Here is a 21,806-nt window from a genome sequence, read left to right as displayed (position 1 = left end):
TATGAGTGCTTCCAGGACGCCTGCGCCGACTAATCGTTACCTTGAGCGCTTGGCGCTCGAGACTCAGGATCGCGATGAGCGGCGTAAGCTATTAGTCGGTGATCTTGATCAACACGACATGGCGTCGTTGCATGCTACGTTAGGCGGGCACAGCGAGGAATATAGCGACGACAGTGATCCGGCCGCGTCATCCGTTGGCCGGCGCTTGGCGCTGGCCTATGCAGAGCCGCCGCTAGCGCCACCTGAGGTGCTTTCAACCGACGCGTCAGGCATTACTCGATTGCGCACGTCGCTTCCCATCAAGCGAACGCCGCTGGCACCGGAGCAGTGGTCGACCAATCCTATTGTGAATACCGGTCGGCGCCTTAAGAACTGGGCTAACCGCGGTTGGAGCCGCCGGCGCAAAAGAGAATATCATTCGCCTGCGGCCTGGCGATGGGTGGCCACCAGGCGTCGCTGGATTTTGCTGGTGCTGATTTTCGGCCAAAGCATCATCGCGGCCAATCAGATGCGTACCGTGCTTCCCTCTCAAGGGCAGCAGTGGCTTGAGATAACTATCCTGTCACTGTTTGTGCTGCTGTTTGCCTGGGTATCCGCAGGGTTTTGGACGGCGCTGATGGGGTTCTTCCAGCTATTACGCGGCAATGATCGCTACGCCATTGATAGCGAAGTCGGTGACGAGCCGATTCACGCCGAAGCGCGCACAGCGCTGCTGGTGCCGATTTGTAATGAAGATGTTGCCCGAGTGTTTGCCGGCGTGCGCGCCACGTTGGAATCGCTACGCAGCACGGGCAATGATCAGCATTTTGACATCTTTATTCTGAGCGATACCTTTGATGCCGACATTGCTATTCAGGAAAGCTACGCTTGGCTTGCGATGTGCCGCGATCTGGAGGCTTTCGGGCAGGTTTTTTACCGCCGCCGACAGCGCCGTGTAAAACGTAAAAGCGGCAATCTTGACGATTTTTGTCGCCGCTGGGGCGCGCTTTACCGCTATATGCTGGTGCTGGATGCTGACAGCGTGATGAGCGGTAAATGCCTGACTCGCTTGGTGCAAATGATGGAGGTGCATTCCAAAGCGGGCATTATTCAAACCGCGCCACGGGCCTCCGGGCGGCTCAATTTGTATGCGCGCATGCAGCAGTTTGCAACACGGGTTTACGGGCCGCTGTTTACCGCGGGGCTGCACTTTTGGCAGCTTGGTGAGTCGCATTATTGGGGCCACAACGCGATCATTCGCTTGGCCCCTTTTATGCGTCATTGCATGCTCGCACCGTTGCCTGGCAAGGGGTCGATGTCGGGCGAGATTTTATCCCACGATTTCGTTGAAGCGGCATTGATGCGCAGCGCCGGCTGGGGGGTGTGGATTGCCTATCGGTTGGAAGGCAGCTATGAAGAAATGCCGCCTAACTTACTCGATGAGCTCAACCGCGACAGGCGCTGGTGCCACGGCAACTTGATGAACTTTCGGCTGTTTTTCTCGAAAGGCATTCATCCCGTACACCGTGCCGTGTTCCTGACGGGCTTAATGTCTTATCTCTCAGCGCCGCTATGGTGTTTGTTCTTAGTGCTGTCTACCGCGCTACTAGCCGTGCATACCTTTGGCACGCCTAACTACTTCCCAGAGCCGGGAATGCTGTTTCCCGTGTGGCCGCAGTGGAATCCAACCTTAGCCGTGGGGCTGTTCGGTGTGACCGCGCTACTGTTGTTCTTGCCTAAGTTTCTTAGCGTGCTGCTGGTGTGGATCAACGGTAGCCGCCAATTTGGTGGGCCGCTCAAAGTGTTGGCCAGCATGGTGCTCGAGTCGCTTTTTTCGATGCTACTAGCGCCGGTAAGAATGCTGTTTCACACCCGCTTTGTACTGGCATCCGTGATGGGCTGGGAGGTTCAGTGGCGATCACCCTCGCGTGAAAATAGCGACACCACCTGGGGCGATGGGATACGCAACCATTGGAGCCAAACGCTGATAGGCGCCGTGTGGGCCGCAGGCGTTTACGTGCTTGAACCGACGTTTCTTTGGTGGCTATCGCCTATAGTGGTTTCCCTGATGGTGTCTATCCCGGTATCGGTACTGTCGAGCCGAGTCTCGCTAGGGCGCTTAAGCTTTCAAAAGCGGCTGTTCAGGATTCCTGAAGAGACGCAGCCGCCGCGGGTGCTGCGGCGTATGGTGAAATTGCTTTCCCAGATGAACGCAGGAATGGCCGCACCGTCCTTTGCCCAGGTGGTGGTGGACCCCGTCCCTAATGCGCTGGCCACTGCGTTAGGCGCTTCACGGCATTCAGATGCTGAGCCCGTGCGCAGGCGTCGAGACGAGCGGGTTTCACGCGCGGTCAGGATGGGCCCGGCGGCAATGAGTCAGTTGGAGCGTTTAGACTTTCTAGATGATCCGGTGATGATGTCGCAGTTGCACTACCACGTGTGGAACGATAGCAACGCGCATCAAAGCTGGTTTGGCTATGGCCTGCCAGGGCGCGACTCCAAACACCTGCCTACGTTTAAATAAGCGTTTTATAACGACTAATCAAGCTGGCTGAAAGGCTGGCTTGATTCTCTTCTCTTCTCTTCTCTTCTCTTCTATTGCCATTCAATGCCGCGCTCGTCGTTTGCCAAAACTTGCTACCCATATTGATTGATAGCGCTATGATTGATGGAGCTATAGTTTATGGAGCGATAGTTTATGGAGCGACAGTTGAAACGCGCCACTTTTCAAATCTCAATGATCTGTCAGTATGATTAAAGTGGCCGCTGCAAGGCCGCATTGAGAAAAAGTAAGAGCGAAAGAAAAAGAAAAAGGAAAGCACTATGGCCCATACCTATCACACCACGGTGGGAAGTCGCAGCTACCGCTTCGCAAACCTAGCTGAGCTAATGGCAAAAGCCACGCCGCCCCGTTCGGGTGACCGCTTGGCTGGAGTGATGGCAGAAAGCGCTGAAGAGCGCGTGGTCGCCCAAATGATGCTGGCTGAGCTTCCTCTCACCACCTTTTTAAATGACGCGTTAATTCCTTACGAAGACGATGAGATCACCCGGCTGATTATGGATGATCATGACGCCGACGCTTTTGCCCCCATTCGACATCTCACGGTGGGTGATTTTCGTAACTGGCTGCTTTCGGATCATGCGTCTAGCGAGGCGCTTACCGCCATACGCGCAGGCGTTACGCCTGAAATGGCCGCCGCGGTGAGTAAGCTAATGCGCAACCAGGATCTCATCTTGGTGGCTAAAAAGTGCCGGGTCATTACCGCCTTTCGCAATACTATTGGCCTACCTGGGCGGCTCTCCACGCGCTTACAGCCTAATCATCCTACCGATGACGTAACCGGCATTGCCGCCAGTATTCTCGACGGCCTGCTCTACGGTAGCGGCGATGCAGTGATTGGCATCAACCCAGCCACTGATAACGTCGCCCAAAGCGTTAAGCTGATGCGCTTAATGGACGATGTGATCCAGAAATATCAAATTCCCACCCAATCGTGCGTGCTCACGCATGTGACCAACACGCTGGAAGCGATAGAGCAGGGCGCCCCTGTGGATTTGGTCTTTCAATCCATCGGTGGAACGGAGGCGACTAACCGCAGCTTCGGCTTTGACTTGAGCACGCTGGCGGAAGCCGAAGCTGCGGCGCAGTCGCTTAATCGCGGCACGGTGGGGCGCAACGTGATGTACTTTGAAACCGGCCAAGGCAGCTCGCTTTCCGCCGATGCTCATCACGGGCTCGACCAGCAAACCTGCGAGGCGCGTGCCTATGCCGTGGCGCGTAAGTTCAACCCTCTGCTGGTGAATACCGTGGTGGGCTTTATCGGCCCCGAGTATTTGTTTGACGGTAAGGAGATCACCCGCGCCGGGCTTGAAGACCACTTCTGCGGCAAGCTGTTGGGCGTGCCCATGGGGTGCGATGTTTGCTACACCAACCACGCTGAAGCCGATCAAAATGATATGGATAATCTGCTGACGCTACTTGGCGTGGCGGGCTGCAACTTCATCATGGGCATCCCCGGTTCTGACGACATCATGCTCAACTATCAAACCACCTCTTTTCACGATGCGCTTTATGCGCGCCGAGTGCTGGGGCTGAAAGCGGCGCCAGAATTTGAGCGATGGCTTGAAGAAATGCAGATTTTCCAGGATGTGAGTACCTATCGGCTTAATGACCAGCTGCCCGCTGCCTTTGCGAATAGTCTGCGTCATCTACCTAAGGAGCCTCGCCATGGCATATAACGGATCATCGCCTATCGTGGTGGAGAACCCCTGGGAGCGCCTCAGTGCCTTTACCGATGCACGCATTGGCTTAGGGAGAGCGGGCATCAGCCTGCCGACCAGCAAGCTGCTGGCATTCCAGCTGGCCCATGCTCAGGCGCAAGATGCGGTCCACTGCCCGCTAGACGTCGAAAAACTGGCCGATGAGCTTGCTCAGGCTCTTGAGTTGTCTCAACTACCCCTGCGCCTGCATAGCCATGCTCAAGACCGTGCGACGTATCTTCAGCGGCCCGATTACGGCCGACGGCTTAACGACGAAACCCGCGAGCAATTGCAGCAAGCCGCCACATCTCAGCAGCGCTTTGACCTGTCGGTGGTGATTGCCGATGGGTTGTCGGCACTGGCTGTGCAGCAGAACAGTGCAGCGTTTCTCAGCGCACTTTATCAACTGTTCAAAAACGATAGAGTCGATTGGCAGCTAGCGCCGCTCACGATTGTTGAGCAGGGGCGGGTCGCGATTGGCGACGAGATAGGCGCACTGCTGAATGCCGATGCCGTGCTGGTTATGATCGGTGAACGGCCCGGGTTGAGCTCGCCAGATAGCCTGGGGCTGTATATGACCTGGGCGCCGCAGCCAGGGCTTAAGGACGATAGCCGCAACTGTATTTCTAACGTGCGCCCGGCAGGCTTGCAGGTCGAAGAAGCCGCCAGGCGCTTTTTTTTACTGTTAAAGGAGGCCCGCCAGCGCAAGTTGTCAGGCGTTACGTTGAAAGACCGCAGCGAAGACGATGTGCTCGAAGGCGATGCCTCTGCAAGCGGCTCCACGCGTAACTTTTTGGTTGCCGATTAAAGCGGTTAATCCATGCAAGTTGCACTCTGAAAAGAGCCTTCTAGATCGATCAAATCAACATCTTCTAACAACAATATGGAACGTCGTAATCAGTACTTGAAACGAGGAACGGCACGCCGCTGACAACTCTTTCGTTCCACATGAAAAGGCCGCAACGATGACACAACCCTCGATTGATCAGGCGTATCTGGCAAAGCGCCAGCTGCGTAAAGGTACTGCTGGGTGGATGCTGCTAGCAGGACTGGGCGTTTCCTACGTGATTTCCGGAGATTTTGCCGGTTGGAACTTTGGTATCGCCGAAGCGGGATGGGGCGGCTTTGCGATTGCCGCCTGCTTAATGGCGCTAATGTACCTAGCTTTGGTGCTATCGCTGGCGGAGATGTCGGCGGCGATACCTGCCGCGGGCGGTGGCTACAGCTTTGCTCGCCAAGCGATGGGGCCGGCAGGCGGGTACTTAACCGGGCTTGCGGTATTGATCGAGTACGCCTTAGCGCCCGCCGCGATTGTGATTTTTATTGGCGCAGCGGTTGAGTCATTGCTAGGCATCAATGGGCCATTGGTTTACCTGATTTTCTACGCGGTGTTTATCGGCATTCATCTGGCTGGCGTGGGTGAAGCGCTTAAAGTCATGATGGTCATTAGCGGCCTGGCGGTATTTGCCATCTTAGCGACCGCTGTGGCGCTGATTGGCAGTTTTGACGCGGCCAATCTATTTGATATAGCCCCCACCGATGCAGCGGGCGCGAGCACGTTTATGCCGTTTGGTTGGTACGGCGTTTGGGCGGCGCTACCGTTTGGGATGTGGCTGTTTCTGGCGGTCGAAGGCGTACCGCTGGCCGCTGAAGAAGCTAAAGACCCCGCACGCGATATGCCTAAAGGTATTATCGCTGCGATGCTGTTTTTGCTGTTCACCGCGCTGCTGGTGGTTGTGCTGTTAGCCGGTGCTGCCGGGGCTGAGATGATCGGCCAAAGCGGCGTGCCGCTGGTTGATGCGCTTAATGCGACCGGCAACCCGATGCTGGCGACCACGGTTAACGTGCTGGGCTTGGCTGGGCTAATTGCCTCGTTCTTTTCGATTATTTATGGCTATAGCCGGTTGGTGTTTGCGCTTTCACGCGGGGGCTATTTGCCTAAGCGCCTATCGCTGACCAGCGGGCGTAAAGTGCCTTATCTGGCGCTGATTGTACCCGGTGTGTTTGGCTTTCTGGCATCGCTAAGCGGGGAAGGCGACCTGATGCTAGCAATGGCCGTGGTAGGGGCCACTATTTCCTATGCGCTGATGGCGCTAAGCCATATTTTACTGCGTTTAAAACAGCCTGATTTGCCACGACCCTATAAAACGCCGGGGGGCATTGTGACCTCATCGATCGCGCTGGTGCTGGCCTTAATAGCCTTAACCGGCGTATACGCGTTTGATCCACGCGCGTTTAACTACACCATCGTGCTGTTTATCGCGGGGGCAGCCTACTTCTTTCTCTACAGCAAACATCATCTGGTGGCGAAAACCGCCGAAGAAGAGTTTGCGCTAGTGTCCGCCTCACCTGAGGATCTGGATAAGAGCGAACCCGTATCAACTGCCGCTAAGCTGTAAGCGAGCCAGCGATTAGGCTACTGTGGTAAGCCCCTGACGGTATGATGTCGGGGGCTTTTTCTTAGTTATTTTGCCTATCTATTTTTTTTCTATCTATGAGCCATGGCGAGGTGGCCTTATGACGCTGACCTTTAATAATCCTGACGAGCAGCAGCGCTGGTATGCAGTGGATGATGGTGTCATGGGCGGTGTTTCCCAAAGCAGGTTTAGCGTCACCGACGGTGAAGGTCGTTTTCAGGGTGAGGTGTCGCTCGAAAACGGCGGCGGCTTTGCCTCTGTGCGCCGTGAGCCTAGTGATTTTGAATCCACGCTAGCGGGAGCCGAGGGCATCGCTGTTACCGTTCTAGGCGATGGCCGCACCTATCAATTACGCCTGAAAAGCACCGCGCTCGGCGATGCATCGGCGTATCGGGTGAAATTTACGCCCTCCATCGACACCTGGAAGACGCTGAGCTTCACGTGGGGCGACTTTGAAGCAGTGCGGCGTGGCACGCTACTCCGCGATGCACCTGCGATAACGCCTAGTGATATTCACATGCTGGGTTTCTTGATTGCTGATCGCACCGCTGGGCCATTCTGCCTACAGGTCCAACGTATTGAGTCCATCGACTAACGCTGATGACCTGTTCTACTCAGGCTAGCTAGCGACTCTATGGGCATGCACTGGAATATAAGTAATGAGGGAATCATGACAGCAAGGCCGCATTTAGTGGTGTTTACCGGATCGGGAATCAGCGCCGAGAGTGGCATCAAAACGTTTCGTGCCAGCGACGGCCTTTGGGAGGACTATCCGATTGAAGACGTCGCCACACCACGGGCGTGGCAGCGTAACCCACAGCAGGTGTTGGATTTTTATAATCAGCGCCGCGAGCAGATCCGCCGAGCTAAGCCCAATGCGGCGCATAAAGCCCTGGCAGCCCTTGAGCAGGATGGGTTTGACGTCAGCATCATTACCCAGAATATCGACGATCTTCACGAGCGGGCAGGTTCGCGTCATGTGCTGCACTTACATGGTGAGATTTTAAAGGCGCGCTCATCGATTGATGACCGCATGCGCTATCCGCAACCTAAAGGGGGCATCGAACTGGGCCAGGTTTGCGACAAAGGCAGCCAGCTACGCCCTGATGTGGTTTGGTTTGGCGAGTCGGTGCCGCTATTTGCCGAGGCCTGTGAACTTGTCAGTAAGGCTGATTTTCTATTGGTGGTGGGTACCTCGCTGGCGGTGATGCCTGCCGCTTCGCTGCTCTCGTACATTGATTACGAGACGCCCTGCGCGCTGGTCGACCCAGAGGCCGATATACTCAGCCCGCCGGGCGTCTTGGCGATCAATGCCACCGCGGGCGAGGGTGTTCCCGCGCTGGTCAATCGCTGGAAGCAGCAAGGTAATTTACGACTGTCTTGAAAATTTGAGACGCAAGTGAATCGGTACAGCCTTTGGCTTTATTAAGCCCTTAAAAACCACGCTTTCATGACGTCGGTAATCTGGGTGATTTCCGCTTCAGAGGTGATATAGGCGGGCATGGTATACAGCCAGCGACCAATAGGGCGCAGCCAAACGCCGCTTGCGCGGGCAAAGTCTCCTACGCCTTTTAGCGTCTCTGCAGAGTGCGCCTCGATCACAGCGGTGGCACCGAGTACTCGAACGTCGGCAACGGCTGGATGTGCGTTTAGCGCTTGGTCTTCCAGTAGTTCATGTTGCAGCTGCTGGCTGAGTCTCGCGATTTTGCCCAGGTAATTCTCTTCCTCAAATACACGCAGACTCTCCAGCGCCACGCGACAGGCGAGCGGATTGCCCATAAACGTGGGGCCGTGCATAAAAGCATGCTGAGGGCTGTCACCGATAAAAGCGTTGTGGACGCGATCCGTCGCCAGAGTGGCGGCGTGACCCAGATAGCCGCCGGTTAAGCCTTTGGAGAGCACCATAATATCCGGCGTGACGTTCGCGTGGTCAGCAGCAAACAGCTTGCCGGTGCGGCCAAAGCCGGTAGCTACCTCATCGAAAATCAGTAGCACGCCAAACTCATCGCACAGTGCCCTGGCGCCAGCAACATAGCCCGGTGACGTCATGTTGAGCCCGCCAGCAGCCTGCAGTAACGGTTCCATCAATAGCGCTGCGATCTCGTGATGATATTGCTCAAGCACACCTCGCAGAGCATGAAGATCGTGTTCAACCTGCTCTGCGGTGGCATCAAAAGGAGCCGTAGGTGCCGGGGCAAAATGATGCTGTGGCAGCAGGCCTGAAAAAAGGCTGTGCATGCCTTCTTCTGGGTCGCAGACCGCCATGCAGCCGGTGGTGTCGCCGTGGTACGCCTTCATCAGCGAAAGCATCTTTGCCTTGCCAGGGTTGCCGGTGAGCACTTGATACTGGAGGGCCATTTTCATCGCCACTTCCATGCCCACCGAACCACTGTCCGAATAGAAAACGTGATTCAGCCCAGCGGGCGTAATGCGCACTAGTTCCCGAGCCAACTGGTCGGCGGGCTCATGGATTAAGCCGCCAAGCATGACATGGCACAGCTCGCCGGCCTGCTCACGAATAGCCGCCACCAAGCGCGGGTGGCCGTAGCCGTGGATCATGCACCACCAGGAACAGGTGGCATCCAGCAGGCGTTCACCGCTTTCAAGCACAAAGTGAGCGCTTTCACCGCCAACCACCTTGGGCGCGGGTGCTTGTGTTTTTAGATGTGAATAAGGATGCCAAACCGGCGTATTCATAACGGCTCCAGGGAGAGATAGGGGGCGGCAGTCGCGGCCTCGGGGGCATCAAGGTGGGGGATAATGCCTAAGCAGGGGGCCGCTAGCCTCGTTTTTAAGTGGGCAATATTGGCCTCAAAGCGAGTTGAGTCGGCGGCAAAGGCGGGGTCGACCACGCTGCCTGCCCAACCTGCGAGCTGCAGGCCATTGGCACGAATGGCTTCTGCCGTTAAGCGGGCATGATTCAAACAGCCTAGCTTCAAGCCGACGACCAGAATCACCGGCAGCTTGAGGGCGATTGCCAGGTCGGCGAAATCTTCCTGGGCGTTTAATGGGACCCGCCAACCGCCTGCGCCTTCAATCAACGTGAAGTCTCTCGGTGTTTGGGTAAACGTTTTGCGCAGTAAGTGAGTAATGGCGCTGGCTTTCAGCGGTTGGCCTGTTTCTATCGCAGCGAGATGAGGCGCTATAGCGGGCGCAAAAGTGATGGTGTTCACCGTGGCGTAGTCGACTGAGGGCACGCTCTGTCGCTGTAGTGCCAAAGCATCATCGTTACGCAAGCCATCGCTTGTCTGCTTACTGCCGGAGGCCACCGGCTTAAGGCCCAGCGTGCTCAATTGCTGCTGGTGGGCGGCATATAGCAACGCGCTGGTCACCAATGTTTTACCCGCATCGGTATCGGTGCCCGTAACAAACCAGACGTTCATAGCGGTTTTTCCAAATGCAGGGTTAAACAGCGATAGCTCACCGGCAGACCCATCCGCTCGCGCAGTTGCTCAAAGCGCGCTTGTGCGGTGGCGATGTCAGCTCGCGTAAGAGGGGTGTGCGATCGGGCAAGCTGTGCTCCCACACCTTTAATGGACGCCATGACGGCCGTTAGGTCGGGATAGTAGAAACGCTCAGTCGACGCAGTCTGCTGAATAATCGTTAAGCGGCTTTTAGCGATGGCCTGCACGACACTTGCCTGATCAGGCGTTTTTAGCAGTGCTTCGGGTCTCTGCCAGGCTTGGGCAACTTCTTTCAACGTTCCTGGCAGTAGTGTCGTGATATGCGCTTGCCCACCAGGCTGTAACACGCGGTAGAGTTCATTCATGACGGCGCCAATATCGGGACACCACTGCACCGCTAGATTGGAAAATACCAGATCAAATGAACGCTCATCAAATGGCTGGGCGGCAGCGTCGCCTGGTTGCCAGTCGATGCTTTCACCGTGGCGCTGGCGGGCCTGTTCCAGCATGCCGGGCGCTAAATCTAATCCAGTGATATGCGCGCGGGAGTAACGGGTTGCCAATCGCTGGGCCCAGTAGCCGGTGCCGCACCCCATATCCAACACGTTAAAAGCATGGGTAGGTAACGAACCCCAAAGTATCTCGCCTATTTGGTGCTGCGCAGTGGCTAGCGCATCGTAGCGAGGAGCGGCTCGGGAGAAAGCGTGGGCGACTCGCGCCTGCCAGTGAACTTCGCTGTTCAGCGTTAGATCTATCATAAAATCGCCATGTTGGCATGAGCTATCTGGGTCGCATGGCGGATAATCGACGCCGCGAGAGCCTGCGGCTGGGAGAGCATAGGGCAATGTCCGACACCGCTTAGCGTTTCGCTTATACGGTGCTGAGCGCGGCTAATGAAGGGATCATATTCGCCGGTGAGGCGTACAGCCGGGCAGGGGGATGCCGCTAAGCGTGAGCGATTATCAATCGACGCCAGCCACTGCAGGCCGGTAGCAAGGGTGGTGTTGTCGGCGGGTGGCGTATCGCCCAGCAAGCCACGTAGTTGCCGATATGCCTGCCGAGGGTTGGGCTCTCCTTGCGCCTGCCAGCGCAAAAAGTGTTGCCACGTCGCGATAGGTTCGCGCTGAAAGGCACGTTGGAACGCATTTAGCTCGCTAGTAGCGACACCGCCGCTGGCACTGTCTTCGCCTCGGGAACAGAAAGTATCGCCCGTACCGAGCAGAATTAGGCCGCGTGGTGGGGGAAGGTGTTCAAGTAGCGCCGTTGCCAGTAGCCCGCCTAATGACCAGCCGACCCATACCGCATTGCTGGATAATGCCGATACCATAGCGTCGGCTAACTGTGTCAGCGTTGCATGATTTTTTATCTCAGGGGTATCGCCATAGCCAGGCCACTCAATAGCCTTAATCTCAAAAGAGTCTGGCCAGTAAGCTTGTAGCGGTCGCCATATACGGCTATCAACTCCCCAGCCTGAAAGCAGTATTAAGCGCAGGCGTTTCATAGCGATTCCTGCTGCTGGCAGTCGTGAAGTGCCGCCAGCAGTCGATCAATATCCTCGTGCTGATGGCGTGCGCTAAGAGTAATACGTAGCCGGGCTTCGCCCTTAGGCACCGTGGGTGGTCGAATCGCACCTACATGTATACCTTGTTCTCGTAACTGAGCGGCCCAACGCAGCGTGCGCGACTCGTCTGCTAATATTAGTGGCTGAATAGGGGTGGACGAATCGCTGAGCGATAGCCCCAAGTGCAACGCCTCATGGCGAAAGTAAGCGATGTTAGCGTTCAGATGGGCACGGTGTTCTGGTTCCTGCTGAACGATCTCCAGCGCTTTGAGGGTTGCGTTGGCAATGGCCGGGGGCTGAGCGGTGGTGTAGATGTAGCTGCGTGAAAACTGAATCAGATGATCGATTAACGCGGCATCCCCGGCCACAAATGCTCCTGCAGTGCCCAATGCTTTGCCTAGCGTGCCGACCAAAACCGGCACATCGTCACTACGCCAGGTGCTGCCCACACAGCCACTTCCTTCGTCGCCGAGTATTCCTACGCCGTGGGCATCGTCGATCATCAGCCAGGCGTTATGGCGTTGGCTTACTGTTACTAGCGCCCCAATATCGGCGATATGGCCGTCCATGCTGAAGACTCCATCGCTGATGACGAGCTTATGCACGCTATCGCTGCGCTTCAGCAGATTTTCCAGGTCGTTCATATTGCGATGATGATAGCGCCTGGAGCGCGCGCCGCTTAAGGTGGCTCCATCCAGTAATGACGCGTGGTTGAGGCGGTCTTGAAAGATAGCCGTGTGGCTATCCGCCAGTGCTTGCAGCACGCCAATATTCGCCATATAGCCAGTGGAAAAAAGCAGCGCCCGCTGCCGCCCCGTCCAGCTTGCCAAGGCTTCTTCCAGCGCATCGTGAACATCCAAGTGACCGCTGACCAAATGGGAGGCACCGGCCCCTGCCCCGAAACGCCGTGCGCCTTCGGCCTGGGCCTCGCTGACACGTGGATCGTGGGCAAGACCCAAGTAGTCGTTACCTGCAAAGTCGAGCGTGTCACGCGCCAGTGCTTGGCGCGTTCGCCAACGGTGTTGCCGCTGACGATCCGTGCGTGCATCGTCTAGCCGTTGTTGCCAGGCATCAAGCACTGACATCCACCGCTAACTCTGCCACGCGTTCGGCGTGCACCTGCTGCTGCGCTTGCTGAGCGAGACGGGCGGCGTGGATAGCGTCGCTTTCACAGGTGTCGCGTGTTTCAGGGTGAAGGCCAAGCTTAGTAAACAGCGCACGATCGCGATTCGCCTGAGGGTTGCTGGTCGTCAGCAGCTTGTCGCCGTAGAAGATCGAGTTGGCCCCGGCCAAAAATGCCAGCGCCTGGGTCGACTCGTTCATCTGCTCACGGCCGGCGGATAGCCGCACGTGGCTTTGCGGCATCATAATGCGGGCGACCGCAATAGCGCGGATAAATACAATGGGATCTAAATCTTCGACGTTTTCCAGCGGCGTGCCGGGCACTTTGACCAACATGTTGATCGGTACGGACTCCGGATGCGGCGACAGCTTGGCCAGCTGTTGCAGCAGGGCGCTGCGGTCGTTGGCCTCTTCGCCCATGCCAAGAATACCGCCGGAGCAAACCTTCATGCCCGCGTCGCGGACGTTAGACAGCGTTTCCAGGCGGTCGCTGTAGGTGCGGGTGGTGATGATTTCAGCGTAGTAATCCGGCGAGGTATCCAGGTTGTGGTTGTAGTAATCAAGGCCCGCCGTGGCAAGCCGGCTAGCTTGCTCACCGTCCACCATTCCCAGCGTCATGCAGGTTTCCAGACCGACCGCCTTGACCTGACGCACCATCTCTTCGACTAACAATAGATCCTTATCGCGCGGGCTTCGCCACGCTGCTCCCATGCAAAAACGGCTCGCACCGGCTTCTTTAGCCGCTTTGGCTTGTTCGACGACTTTCTCGATTTCCAGCAGTTTCTCTTTTTCAAGCTGGGTATTGTAGTGGCCGGACTGGGGGCAGTATTTGCAGTCTTCTGGGCAGGCGCCGGTTTTAATCGATAGTAGCGTCGAAATCTGCACCGCGTTAGCGTCAAAGTGGGCACGATGAACCTGCTGGGCTTGAAACAGTAGGTCGTTAAACGGTAGCGCGAAAAGCGCGTTGATTTCATCCAGCGTCCAGTCGTGACGCTGACTAAGGCGTTTTTCGCGGGCTAATGACATGATGTAAACCTTTTGGGTTTTAATAGTTGACGAGACTTTAGCGGCGTTGCGCTTTATGTGTCAACGTTGGAAAGTTTTTAGGTTTACGGTGGCGATGGAAATATTCGTCAAGATAGCGCGCGCTCCTTTATACTCTGCGCCCTTTTCCACACTTGAGAGCGCGGATGTCTGCTTTTGATCGCCCCGTTGATACTGATTCTTCTGGGCCTGGTTTTTCTGGACATGGCGACGGCTCCGTTGCCGAATATCCGCGTCCACCTCGGCGTGAGTTCAAAGCGCGCGGCAGTTTTGTGACGCGCTGTGAGGCTTGCCAGCTTCCCGTTATGAACTGTTTGTGCCCGTACCAGGTGAAGGCTGAGAGCCACGCGCAGGTATGGCTATTGACCCACCCACTCGAACATTTTAAGCCGACTAACACCGGGCGTTTGATACGCGATGTGCTGACGACGACGCAGGTGTTTACCTGGTATAGGATGGCGCCAGATGCATGCTTGCTGGCACTGCTGGAAGATCCGCGCTATGCGCCTTTTTTGATTTTTCCAGACGATCAGGCAGATTACGCCGATAGAGTAGTGGGGCTGGAGGCGGTTGAAGAAGCTAAAAGCCAGGCGCGCATTCCGGTGTTTATTATTTTAGACGGCACTTGGCGTCAGGCGCGGCGCATGTTTCGCAGAAGCGTCTATTTGGATAAATTGCCGATTCTGCCGTTACATACCGAGCGTGAAACCCGCTATCGGTTAAGAAAGCCCGCGTCTAAAGCGCATCTGTGTACGGCAGAAGTGGCCATCGAGCTGCTGCGCCAGGGCGGTGATATCGCCGCTGCGGATAGGTTAGATGATTATTTTGATGTGTTTAACGATAGCTATGCGGCGAGCCGACTGCATCACAAAATAGACCCGCCGACCGCCGCCATGCGGCGTCTTTCTGCACAGCGAGACGTAGCGCTCACAGAGGAGTGAGCGCTACGAAGAGCGCTTTTACGCACTGCCAAATAACGCACCGGCAATTCTAAAGCCTGCCACCCAGGTGCCTATTGCTGAGCCGAGAGTGGCGAGAATAAAGACTAGCAAGGTGCGCGATACGCGGTTCTTCCACCAGCCTTTTAGCTGCGTGACATCGTGGCGCAACGTTGAGAAGTCGCGCACTTTGGGTTTACGCATGTAAAGCTCAACACCCGCAGCCACGAAGCCTGCGCCAATCGTCGGATTCAGTGATGTCAGCGGGGCGGCGAAGAAGGTGGCGATCACGGTCACCGGGTGTGCTAAAGCGATAATGGTCGCACCGCCCGCAAGAATCCCGTTAATCAAGAACCACTCAAGAACCAGCTGCCAGCCAAGGCCGGTGTTGCGCGAGAAGCCGACGGCAAAGCCTGTTAACACCAGCGCGGTAATCAGCCACGGCAGAATTTTCCAGAGTTTCGTTGGCGCCGGGGTCGCTTCAAGTGATTCGCGCTCAACCTTAGGGTCAGCGGGCAGCGGCGCTTCAAGATGCTCAACGGTACCTTTCAGGTGGCCTGCGCCGATGACCACCAGCACATGCTGGTAGCGCCCCGGAGGGGCATCTTCTGCCAAGCGTAGCGCCATATAGCGGTCACGCTCGCGAATAAGCGGCGCATAAAGCGCTTCAGATTCGGCGGCAAACTCATTGAACGTTGCCTCAAGCATATCGCCTTCTTTGAGCTTTTCGATATCCTCTTTGGAAACATCCTGACGTGATAGCACGCTGCCGATAAGGCCTGAAAATAGCGAGAAGCGCTGCCACCACGGCACGTTGCGATAAATGCGTTTTAGCGTCAGGCCCACATCGCGGTCAACCAGCAGAAGCGGTAGCTGCAGCCGGCTAGCTTCTTCCACCGCCGCGCGCATTTCTGCCCCAGGCTGAATGCCGGACTGATCGGCAATGCGCTGCTGAAAAGCGCCCAGCGCAAGGCTTGCGGCCACCATGCCCGCTTTGCCTTCTTTAAATACTTGGAACAGGTCCTGCTCGCCCATGGCATCTGGGTTGGACATGCTGTGATGGCGGGCATCACAGAGCTCAATAGCCACGGCATCAAACGCGCCGCTGTCCAGCAGCTTGCGCACGTCGTCCGCGCTCTCTGCTGATACGTGGGCAGTGCCCAGCAGCGTATAGCGGGTATCGCCAATGGCAATTGTTTTTAGCGGCCCGCTGGTGGCCGGGAGTGAGGCCGGCGCTGCTTCCAGCGGTGGTGTCTGTGTGTCCGGCGTATCGTTACCAGACGCTTCTTCAGGGAACGTGTCTTCGTGATTCATTAACGGCTCTCAAGTCGATCAAATAAGTAGGCCTGATGTGTGATATTTAACGTCGCCAGAAGGCGGGAGTAAAAAGCACCAGTACCGTAAAAATTTCCAGACGTCCTAGCAGCATGGCCATCACCAATATCCATTTTGCGAGGCTAGGCAAGTCGCCATAGTTAGTGCTGGCTTCACCCAGTGCGGGGCCAAGATTGTTGAGCGCTGACCCAACCGTCGACCAAGCCGTCACTTGATCTACGCCGGTCGCCATTACTCCTACCAGCATTAAAAAGAACAGCAGGACGTAAACGGAAAAGAAACCCCACACGGCTTGGGCAATGCCGTCGGGAACGCTGACTTTACCGACTTTCACCGCAATCACCGCGTTGGGGTGAATCAGCCGCATGATTTCACGCATGCCCTGCTTAAGGATCAAAATAATCCGTATGACTTTCATGCCGCCCGCCGTCGAGCCGGAACAGCCGCCCACAAAGGCTGCGACAAAGAGTAAAAACGGCAGCGCGCCGGGCCACATCGAGAAGTCGGCGACGCTATAACCGGCGGTCGTGGCGACAGACACCACCTGGAAAATCCCGTGCCGTAAACCGCGCTCCGTTTCGTAGGTATTTGTCAGCCAGAGCGACAGCACCGTGATCACCGCCAGGGCGAGCAGGAAGAGCATTAAAAAGCGTGCTTCCGGATCATGGAAGTAGTGCAGCAGGCTTTTTTCACGCCAAGCGATAAAATGCAGGCTAAAGCTAAAGGCTGATATCAGCATAAAGACGACACAGATCATTTCAATCGTTGCGCTATCGAAATAGCCGATACTGGCGTCATGCGTAGAAAAACCACCGTTGGCAACGGTGGAAAAGCTGTGGCTCAGCGCATCAAACCAGCTCATGCCCGCCAGCATATACGCAATCATGCAGGCGATCGTCAGCGTGGCGTAGATGTACCACAGGGCTTTCGCTGTTTCGGTGATGCGGGGGGTGAGTTTGGAGTCTTTGAGCGGCCCCGGGATCTCGGTACGATAAAGCGCCATGCCGCCAATGCCAAGGGTGGGCAAAATAGCCACCGCCAATACCACAATCCCCATGCCGCCTAGCCACTGGAGCTGCTGACGATAATAAAGAATCGATTCGGGTAAGAAGTCGATGCCGGTAATTACCGTTGCCCCGGTGGTGGTTAAGCCGGAGAACGACTCAAACACCGCGTCGGTAATGCTTAACGAGCCATCTCCAAACAGCATCAGCGGCAGCGAGCCAAACAGCGCCAGCACCGTCCAAAACATCACGGCGATAATAAAACCATCACGGATCCGCAGCTCTTTTTGAGAGTGCCGGTTGGGTAAATACAGCAATAGCCCCGTGGCGACCGAAATCGCAATGCCGATGATAAAGGCACTCCACACGCCGTCGCGAAACCATAGTGACATCAGCGTGGGAGGCAGCATGGTAAGGCTGAAGAGCATCAGCAGCAGCCCCAAAATGCGCAAAATAACCCGCAGACTCATGGTTGTCGCATGCTCCTGTTATTCGTTCTGGGTGGCAGTGATGCTGGGGTTATCAAAAGAATGTTAAACCAACTTGGAACAGGCGCTCTACATCGCGGATACGCCGCTTATCGATCACGAACAGAATCACGTGGTCGCCGCTCTCTACCATGACATCGCCGTGGGCAATAATGACCTCTTTGCCGCGTACAATTGCGCCGATGGTGGTGCCATCGGGTAGGTCGATGTCACGAATGGCACGTCCGACTACTTTGGAAGACTGCTTGTCGCCATGGGCGATGGCTTCAATTGCTTCGGCCGCTCCGCGACGCAGCGAGTGCACGTTAACGATGTCGCCGCGACGTACGTGGGTGAGCAGGCTGCCGATGGTGGCCTGCTGAGGGGAGATTGCAATATCGATTTCGCCGCCTTGGACCAAATCCACGTACGCCGCGTTGTTAATCAGCGTGAGCACTTTTTTCGCCCCTAGGCGCTTGGCGAGCAGCGATGACATGATATTGACCTCGTCATCGTTGGTCAGCGCGCAGAAGATATCGCACTCTTCAATGTTCTCTTCTTCCAGCAGGCGCTTGCTGGTGGCGCTGCCGTGCAGTACGACGGTACGGTCCAGACGTTCCGAAAGCGTGGTGCAGCGCTCCAGGTTGTGCTCGATGATCTTGACTTGGTGGCTGTGCTCTAAGTGCTCTGCCAGCCGCTCGCCGATATTGCCGCCACCGGCGATGACGACGCGGCGAAAGTCGCGTTCGACTCGGCGCAGCTCGCTCATTACCGCGCGAATGTCGCGGCGGGCGGCCAGGAAAAACACTTCGTCGTCGGCTTCAATCACGGTATCACCACGCGGAATGATCGGCCGGTTACGTCGGTAAATAGCGGCTACGCGGGTGTCTACATTGGGCATGTGGTGGCGCAGAAAGGCGAGATCCTGACCCACCAGCGGGCCGCCGTAAAAGGCCTTAACCGCCACCAGCTGAACCAACCCACCGGCAAACTCCAGTACCTGCAGCGCCCCTGGATGCTCAATCAAACGGCGTACGTGGTCGGTGACCACCTGCTCTGGGCTGATCAGTACATCAATGGGAATGGCTTCGTGGGCAAAAAGCCCTTTGCGGGTCAAGTACGCCGTGGCCCGTACCCGGGCGATTTTGGTGGGCGTACGAAACAGCGTGTGCGCTACCTGGCAGGCGATCATGTTGATCTCGTCGCTGTTCGTCACGGCGATCAACATATCGGCGTCTTCACAGCCCGCCTGGCGCAGCACTATAGGATAAGAACCCGGCCCCGTGATGGTACGGATGTCGAGTTTGGTATGTAGCTCGCGCAGTTTTTTGGCATCAGTGTCGACGACGGTGATGTCGTTTTCTTCGCGAGCGAGGTGTTCTGCTAAGGTGCCGCCGACCTGGCCGGCGCCAAGAATGATGATTTTCATTGCTGAGCATCGGTTCCGTTAAAAGCACCAGCGCGATGTCGAAAGACCGAGAGGCGGCCTTTTGACTCCTTCCTTCAAAACCCTGGCGTTTATGAACGAGTGCTTTGGGCCAGGGCGTCTATCATGCGCTGCAATAAAGACGGCGGCCAGTGTAAACTAGCCGCCGCTGAAAAGCAGGTGGGTATTACTCTAGCGTGAAGCCGACCTTCACCGTGACCTGCCAGTGCGCTACCTGGCCGTCTTCAATGTGGCCACGGGTATCAATCACTTCTAGCCAGCGCATATGTTCAATCGTCTGCGATGCTTTGGCCAGAGCGTTTTGTACTGCTTCCTCGATGCCTTTCTCGGAAGACCCGGTTAGCTCTACATGCTTGTAGGTATGATGACTCATGATATCTCCTTCCTTGTCATAAATTCACTGCTCAGGCTAGGGCGATAACAACGTAGCCACGGCTAGGCAGTGCGCTTTTCTAGTCTGGCATAAAAAAAGCCATCGTGACTGCTCACGGCAGGAAACAATTGACGACCTGCACCGCTGACAATGCCCCAGGCGACGTCGTTAGGCGTCGTAACGTGGGCATCGGGGGTGCGAGCAAGAAACGCCTCAATCTGTTCAGCGTTTTCTTCCGGCAGCACAGAACAGGTGGCGTACAGCAGCGTGCCGCCTTCGCGCAGCATGGGCCAAAGATTGTCTAGCAGCTGACGCTGAAGCTTGGCCAGCGAGCGGATATCGTCCTTACGGCGCAGTTTTTTGATATCCGGATGGCGTCGGATAACGCCAGTGCCCGAGCAAGGCGCATCGAGCAAAATGGCATCAAACGGTGTGCCGCTCCACCACTCGCGCTCGGTGGCATCGGCATGTTGCAGCACGGCTTCAACGCCTAAACGGCTTAGCGTATCTTCCACGCGCGCTAGGCGCTGGTTATCGCTATCAATTGCGGTCAGCTGAATATCAAACTGCTCAAGCAAATGGGCTGTTTTACCGCCGGGTGCACAGCAAGCATCCAACACGCGAGCGCCGGGGCGTGGCGCAAGCGCGGGCCCCAGTAACGCCGCCGACAGCTGGGCCGCTTCATCTTGAACGCTAACGTGGCCGTCTTCAAAACCGGGCAGTACCGTGACGTCGCAGGGCGTTTCCAGAGTGATAGCGTCGGGGGCATGCAGGCATAGCTGACCCGTCAGGCCTTGTTCGGTCAGTAGGGCTAAATAGGCTTCACGGTCATTGTGATGCTGATTCACCCTTAATGTCATCGGGCCTGCGTGGTTGTTGGCCTCAATGATGTCGCGCCACTGCTCAGGCCATGCCTGACGCAGCGCATTGAGCAGCCAAGGCGGATGTTCTAGCGCGACGTTCTCATCCTGGTCTACCTGCGCCTGGAGCGCTTCGGACTCGCGCTGCAGGCGGCGTAAGCAGCCATTTAAAACGCGAGTGGCCCACTCTTTGTTGAGTAGGCGTGCAGCGCCCGCTGTCTCACCGACGGCCGCATGGGCCGGAATGCGCATGTACAGCAGTTGATAAATACCGATCAGTAGCAGCGCTTGAACATCGCTGTCGCGCTTCTTAAACGGCTGCTTAAGCAGCACGCTGGCTAAGGCTTCCAAACGCGGTAAGCGGCGACAGGTGCCAAAGCAAAGTTCTTTTAGCAGCCCGCGATCGCGAGCCACTACGCTGTGATCATCTAATCCAGCCAGTGAGCCTTGGTCGCTGAGCACCGGGGCCAGCGCGCGCGCTGCAGCGGCGCGTACTTCTTGGCCACTGCCGCCGCTTTGTGGGGAGCGCTTTTGGTTCATCGTGAGTTTCCTTCGCTGGACTGTGCTGCTGGTTTACCAAAACGAGTGTCAATACGAGCGCCGAGGCGAGTGCCGGTGGCAAGACGCGCGTGGCGCGCATTCAATAAGTCGCGTACGGCCATGGCTTTACCGCCGGGCAGCTGCGCGCTGCTCACGCATAGCACCTCGCGACCTTCGACACCGCAGGCAATCCTCAGGTGATCATCGCCGTGGTCTAGCAGGGTGCCTGGGGCATGGGCGGCATGGTCGCCTTCTTCCACGCTCGCCATCAGCAGCCGAAGGCGTTCATCTCCCAGGGCACACCAGGCCACAGGCCAGGGGTTGAACGCGCGGATTTTGCGGGCTAGCAGCTGAGCCGGCTGAGCAAAATCGAGCTCCGCTTCGGCCTTGCTCAGTTTGGCGGCATAGGTGACGCCATCTGCAGGCTGTGGTGTGGCATGAACGCTATCGGTGGTCAGGGAGTCCAGCACGTGCATAAGGGCGTTCGCGCCTTGAGTCGCGAGGCGGTCGTGTAAATCACCACCCGTGGTGTGCGACGTGATAGACGTGCGCACTTCTGACAACATCGCGCCAGTATCCAGGCCAGCATCCATCTGCATGATGGTCACGCCGGAGGCGCTATCACCCGCTTCAATGGCCCGCTGAATGGGCGCCGCGCCGCGCCAGCGGGGGAGCAGCGAAGCGTGCACATTGATGCAGCCTAATCGTGGTATATCCAGCACCGCTTGAGGAAGCAGCAGCCCATAGGCGACCACCACCATGATGTCTGCATTAAGCGCGGCCAGTTCGGTTTGAGGCTCGGGCTCTTTTAGGCTCTGAGGCTGATACACCGGCAGGTCGTGCTCCAACGCCAGCTGTTTCACCGGGCTGGGCGTGAGTTTGCGACCACGCCCGGCAGGGCGGTCGGGCTGCGTATAAACCGCCACCACGTCATGCTGGCTTTCCAGCAGCGTTGCAAGACTTGAAGCGGCGAATTCAGGCGTGCCGGCAAAAACAACGCGCAATCGTGACATAAAGAGGAGGTTACCTAGCTTATGTAAAGTATCAGTAGAAAA

19 protein-coding genes are annotated in these 21,806 nt (G+C 56.7%); 7 read left to right on the top strand and 12 right to left on the bottom strand.

Annotated features, from left to right (window positions below; all coding sequences use genetic code 11):
• The first annotated feature begins 1 nt into the window (after position 1).
• From mdoH to CIK78_RS17035, 6 genes are all read left to right on the top strand, one after another.
• Positions 2-2,503: a glucans biosynthesis glucosyltransferase MdoH gene (mdoH, locus tag CIK78_RS17060; RefSeq protein ID WP_096282434.1), complete on the top strand. Its 2,502-nt coding sequence runs from the start codon at positions 2-4 to the stop codon at positions 2,501-2,503.
• 299 nt (positions 2,504-2,802) lie between these two features.
• On the top strand, positions 2,803-4,218 hold the full coding sequence (locus CIK78_RS17055; RefSeq protein WP_096282096.1) for an ethanolamine ammonia-lyase subunit EutB: 1,416 nt from the start codon (positions 2,803-2,805) through the stop codon (positions 4,216-4,218).
• A complete protein-coding gene (eutC, locus tag CIK78_RS17050) occupies positions 4,208-5,047 on the top strand; it encodes an ethanolamine ammonia-lyase subunit EutC (RefSeq protein ID WP_096282095.1) in 840 nt (279 codons plus the stop codon). Before CIK78_RS17055 ends, eutC begins: the two co-directional genes overlap by 11 nt.
• Positions 5,048-5,204: 157 nt before the next feature.
• Complete coding sequence (eat, locus tag CIK78_RS17045; RefSeq protein WP_096282094.1) at positions 5,205-6,638, top strand: ethanolamine permease; 1,434 nt, start codon at positions 5,205-5,207, stop codon at positions 6,636-6,638.
• A 118-nt stretch (positions 6,639-6,756) separates the two neighbouring features.
• Positions 6,757-7,251 carry a CIA30 family protein gene (locus CIK78_RS17040; RefSeq protein WP_096282093.1) on the top strand — a complete coding sequence of 165 codons (495 nt, stop codon included), beginning with the start codon at positions 6,757-6,759 and terminating at the stop codon, positions 7,249-7,251.
• A 75-nt stretch (positions 7,252-7,326) separates the two neighbouring features.
• Entirely contained in the window at positions 7,327-8,040 is a 714-nt protein-coding gene (locus CIK78_RS17035) for an NAD-dependent deacylase (protein WP_096282092.1), read from the top strand.
• A gap of 41 nt (positions 8,041-8,081) precedes the next feature.
• On the opposite strand, the gene bioA is transcribed toward CIK78_RS17035, so the two are convergent.
• Genes bioA through bioB form a run of 6 tightly spaced genes read right to left on the bottom strand, consistent with a single transcriptional unit; the run spans position 8,082 to position 13,769 of the window.
• Positions 8,082-9,353: an adenosylmethionine--8-amino-7-oxononanoate transaminase gene (gene bioA, locus CIK78_RS17030; protein ID WP_096282091.1), complete on the bottom strand. Its 1,272-nt coding sequence runs from the start codon at positions 9,351-9,353 to the stop codon at positions 8,082-8,084.
• Entirely contained in the window at positions 9,350-10,039 is a 690-nt protein-coding gene (gene bioD, locus CIK78_RS17025; protein ID WP_096282090.1) for a dethiobiotin synthase, read from the bottom strand. The genes bioA and bioD overlap by 4 nt, the downstream gene beginning before the upstream one ends.
• On the bottom strand, positions 10,036-10,818 hold the full coding sequence (locus tag CIK78_RS17020) for a methyltransferase domain-containing protein (RefSeq protein WP_096282089.1): 783 nt from the start codon (positions 10,816-10,818) through the stop codon (positions 10,036-10,038). The genes bioD and CIK78_RS17020 overlap by 4 nt, the downstream gene beginning before the upstream one ends.
• Positions 10,815-11,561, bottom strand: a complete 747-nt coding sequence (locus CIK78_RS17015; protein WP_096282088.1) for an alpha/beta fold hydrolase — start codon at positions 11,559-11,561, stop codon at positions 10,815-10,817. Before CIK78_RS17015 ends, CIK78_RS17020 begins: the two co-directional genes overlap by 4 nt.
• Positions 11,558-12,706: an 8-amino-7-oxononanoate synthase gene (gene bioF / locus CIK78_RS17010; RefSeq protein WP_096282087.1), complete on the bottom strand. Its 1,149-nt coding sequence runs from the start codon at positions 12,704-12,706 to the stop codon at positions 11,558-11,560. The genes CIK78_RS17015 and bioF overlap by 4 nt, the downstream gene beginning before the upstream one ends.
• Entirely contained in the window at positions 12,693-13,769 is a 1,077-nt protein-coding gene (bioB, locus tag CIK78_RS17005; protein WP_096282086.1) for a biotin synthase BioB, read from the bottom strand. Before bioB ends, bioF begins: the two co-directional genes overlap by 14 nt.
• Positions 13,770-13,933: 164 nt before the next feature.
• On the opposite strand from bioB, the gene CIK78_RS17000 reads away from it, so the two are divergent.
• Positions 13,934-14,728 (top strand): tRNA-uridine aminocarboxypropyltransferase, encoded by a 795-nt coding sequence (locus tag CIK78_RS17000; RefSeq protein ID WP_096282085.1) that lies wholly within the window; start codon positions 13,934-13,936, stop codon positions 14,726-14,728.
• A gap of 18 nt (positions 14,729-14,746) precedes the next feature.
• Here the strand turns inward: CIK78_RS17000 and CIK78_RS16995 are convergent, their stop codons facing one another.
• The 6 genes from CIK78_RS16995 to fmt form a co-directional block, all read right to left on the bottom strand.
• Positions 14,747-16,039, bottom strand: a complete 1,293-nt coding sequence (locus CIK78_RS16995; RefSeq protein ID WP_096282084.1) for a TraB/GumN family protein — start codon at positions 16,037-16,039, stop codon at positions 14,747-14,749.
• A 46-nt stretch (positions 16,040-16,085) separates the two neighbouring features.
• Positions 16,086-17,534, bottom strand: a complete 1,449-nt coding sequence (locus CIK78_RS16990; protein ID WP_096282083.1) for a TrkH family potassium uptake protein — start codon at positions 17,532-17,534, stop codon at positions 16,086-16,088.
• 52 nt (positions 17,535-17,586) lie between these two features.
• On the bottom strand, positions 17,587-18,960 hold the full coding sequence (gene trkA, locus CIK78_RS16985) for a Trk system potassium transporter TrkA (RefSeq protein WP_096282082.1): 1,374 nt from the start codon (positions 18,958-18,960) through the stop codon (positions 17,587-17,589).
• A gap of 184 nt (positions 18,961-19,144) precedes the next feature.
• A complete protein-coding gene (locus CIK78_RS16980) occupies positions 19,145-19,351 on the bottom strand; it encodes a dodecin (RefSeq protein WP_096282081.1) in 207 nt (68 codons plus the stop codon).
• A 62-nt stretch (positions 19,352-19,413) separates the two neighbouring features.
• Positions 19,414-20,751 carry a 16S rRNA (cytosine(967)-C(5))-methyltransferase RsmB gene (gene rsmB / locus CIK78_RS16975; protein WP_096282080.1) on the bottom strand — a complete coding sequence of 446 codons (1,338 nt, stop codon included), beginning with the start codon at positions 20,749-20,751 and terminating at the stop codon, positions 19,414-19,416.
• A complete protein-coding gene (gene fmt / locus CIK78_RS16970; protein WP_096282079.1) occupies positions 20,748-21,764 on the bottom strand; it encodes a methionyl-tRNA formyltransferase in 1,017 nt (338 codons plus the stop codon). Before fmt ends, rsmB begins: the two co-directional genes overlap by 4 nt.
• Positions 21,765-21,806 lie beyond the last annotated feature (42 nt).

The sequence above is a fragment of the Halomonas sp. JB37 genome (genome assembly GCF_002332255.1).
Classification (GTDB): Bacteria; Pseudomonadota; Gammaproteobacteria; order Pseudomonadales; family Halomonadaceae; genus Vreelandella; species Vreelandella casei.
The sequence above is the reverse complement of the archived record's forward strand: the minus strand, read 5'-3'. Positions and strand labels throughout refer to the sequence as shown.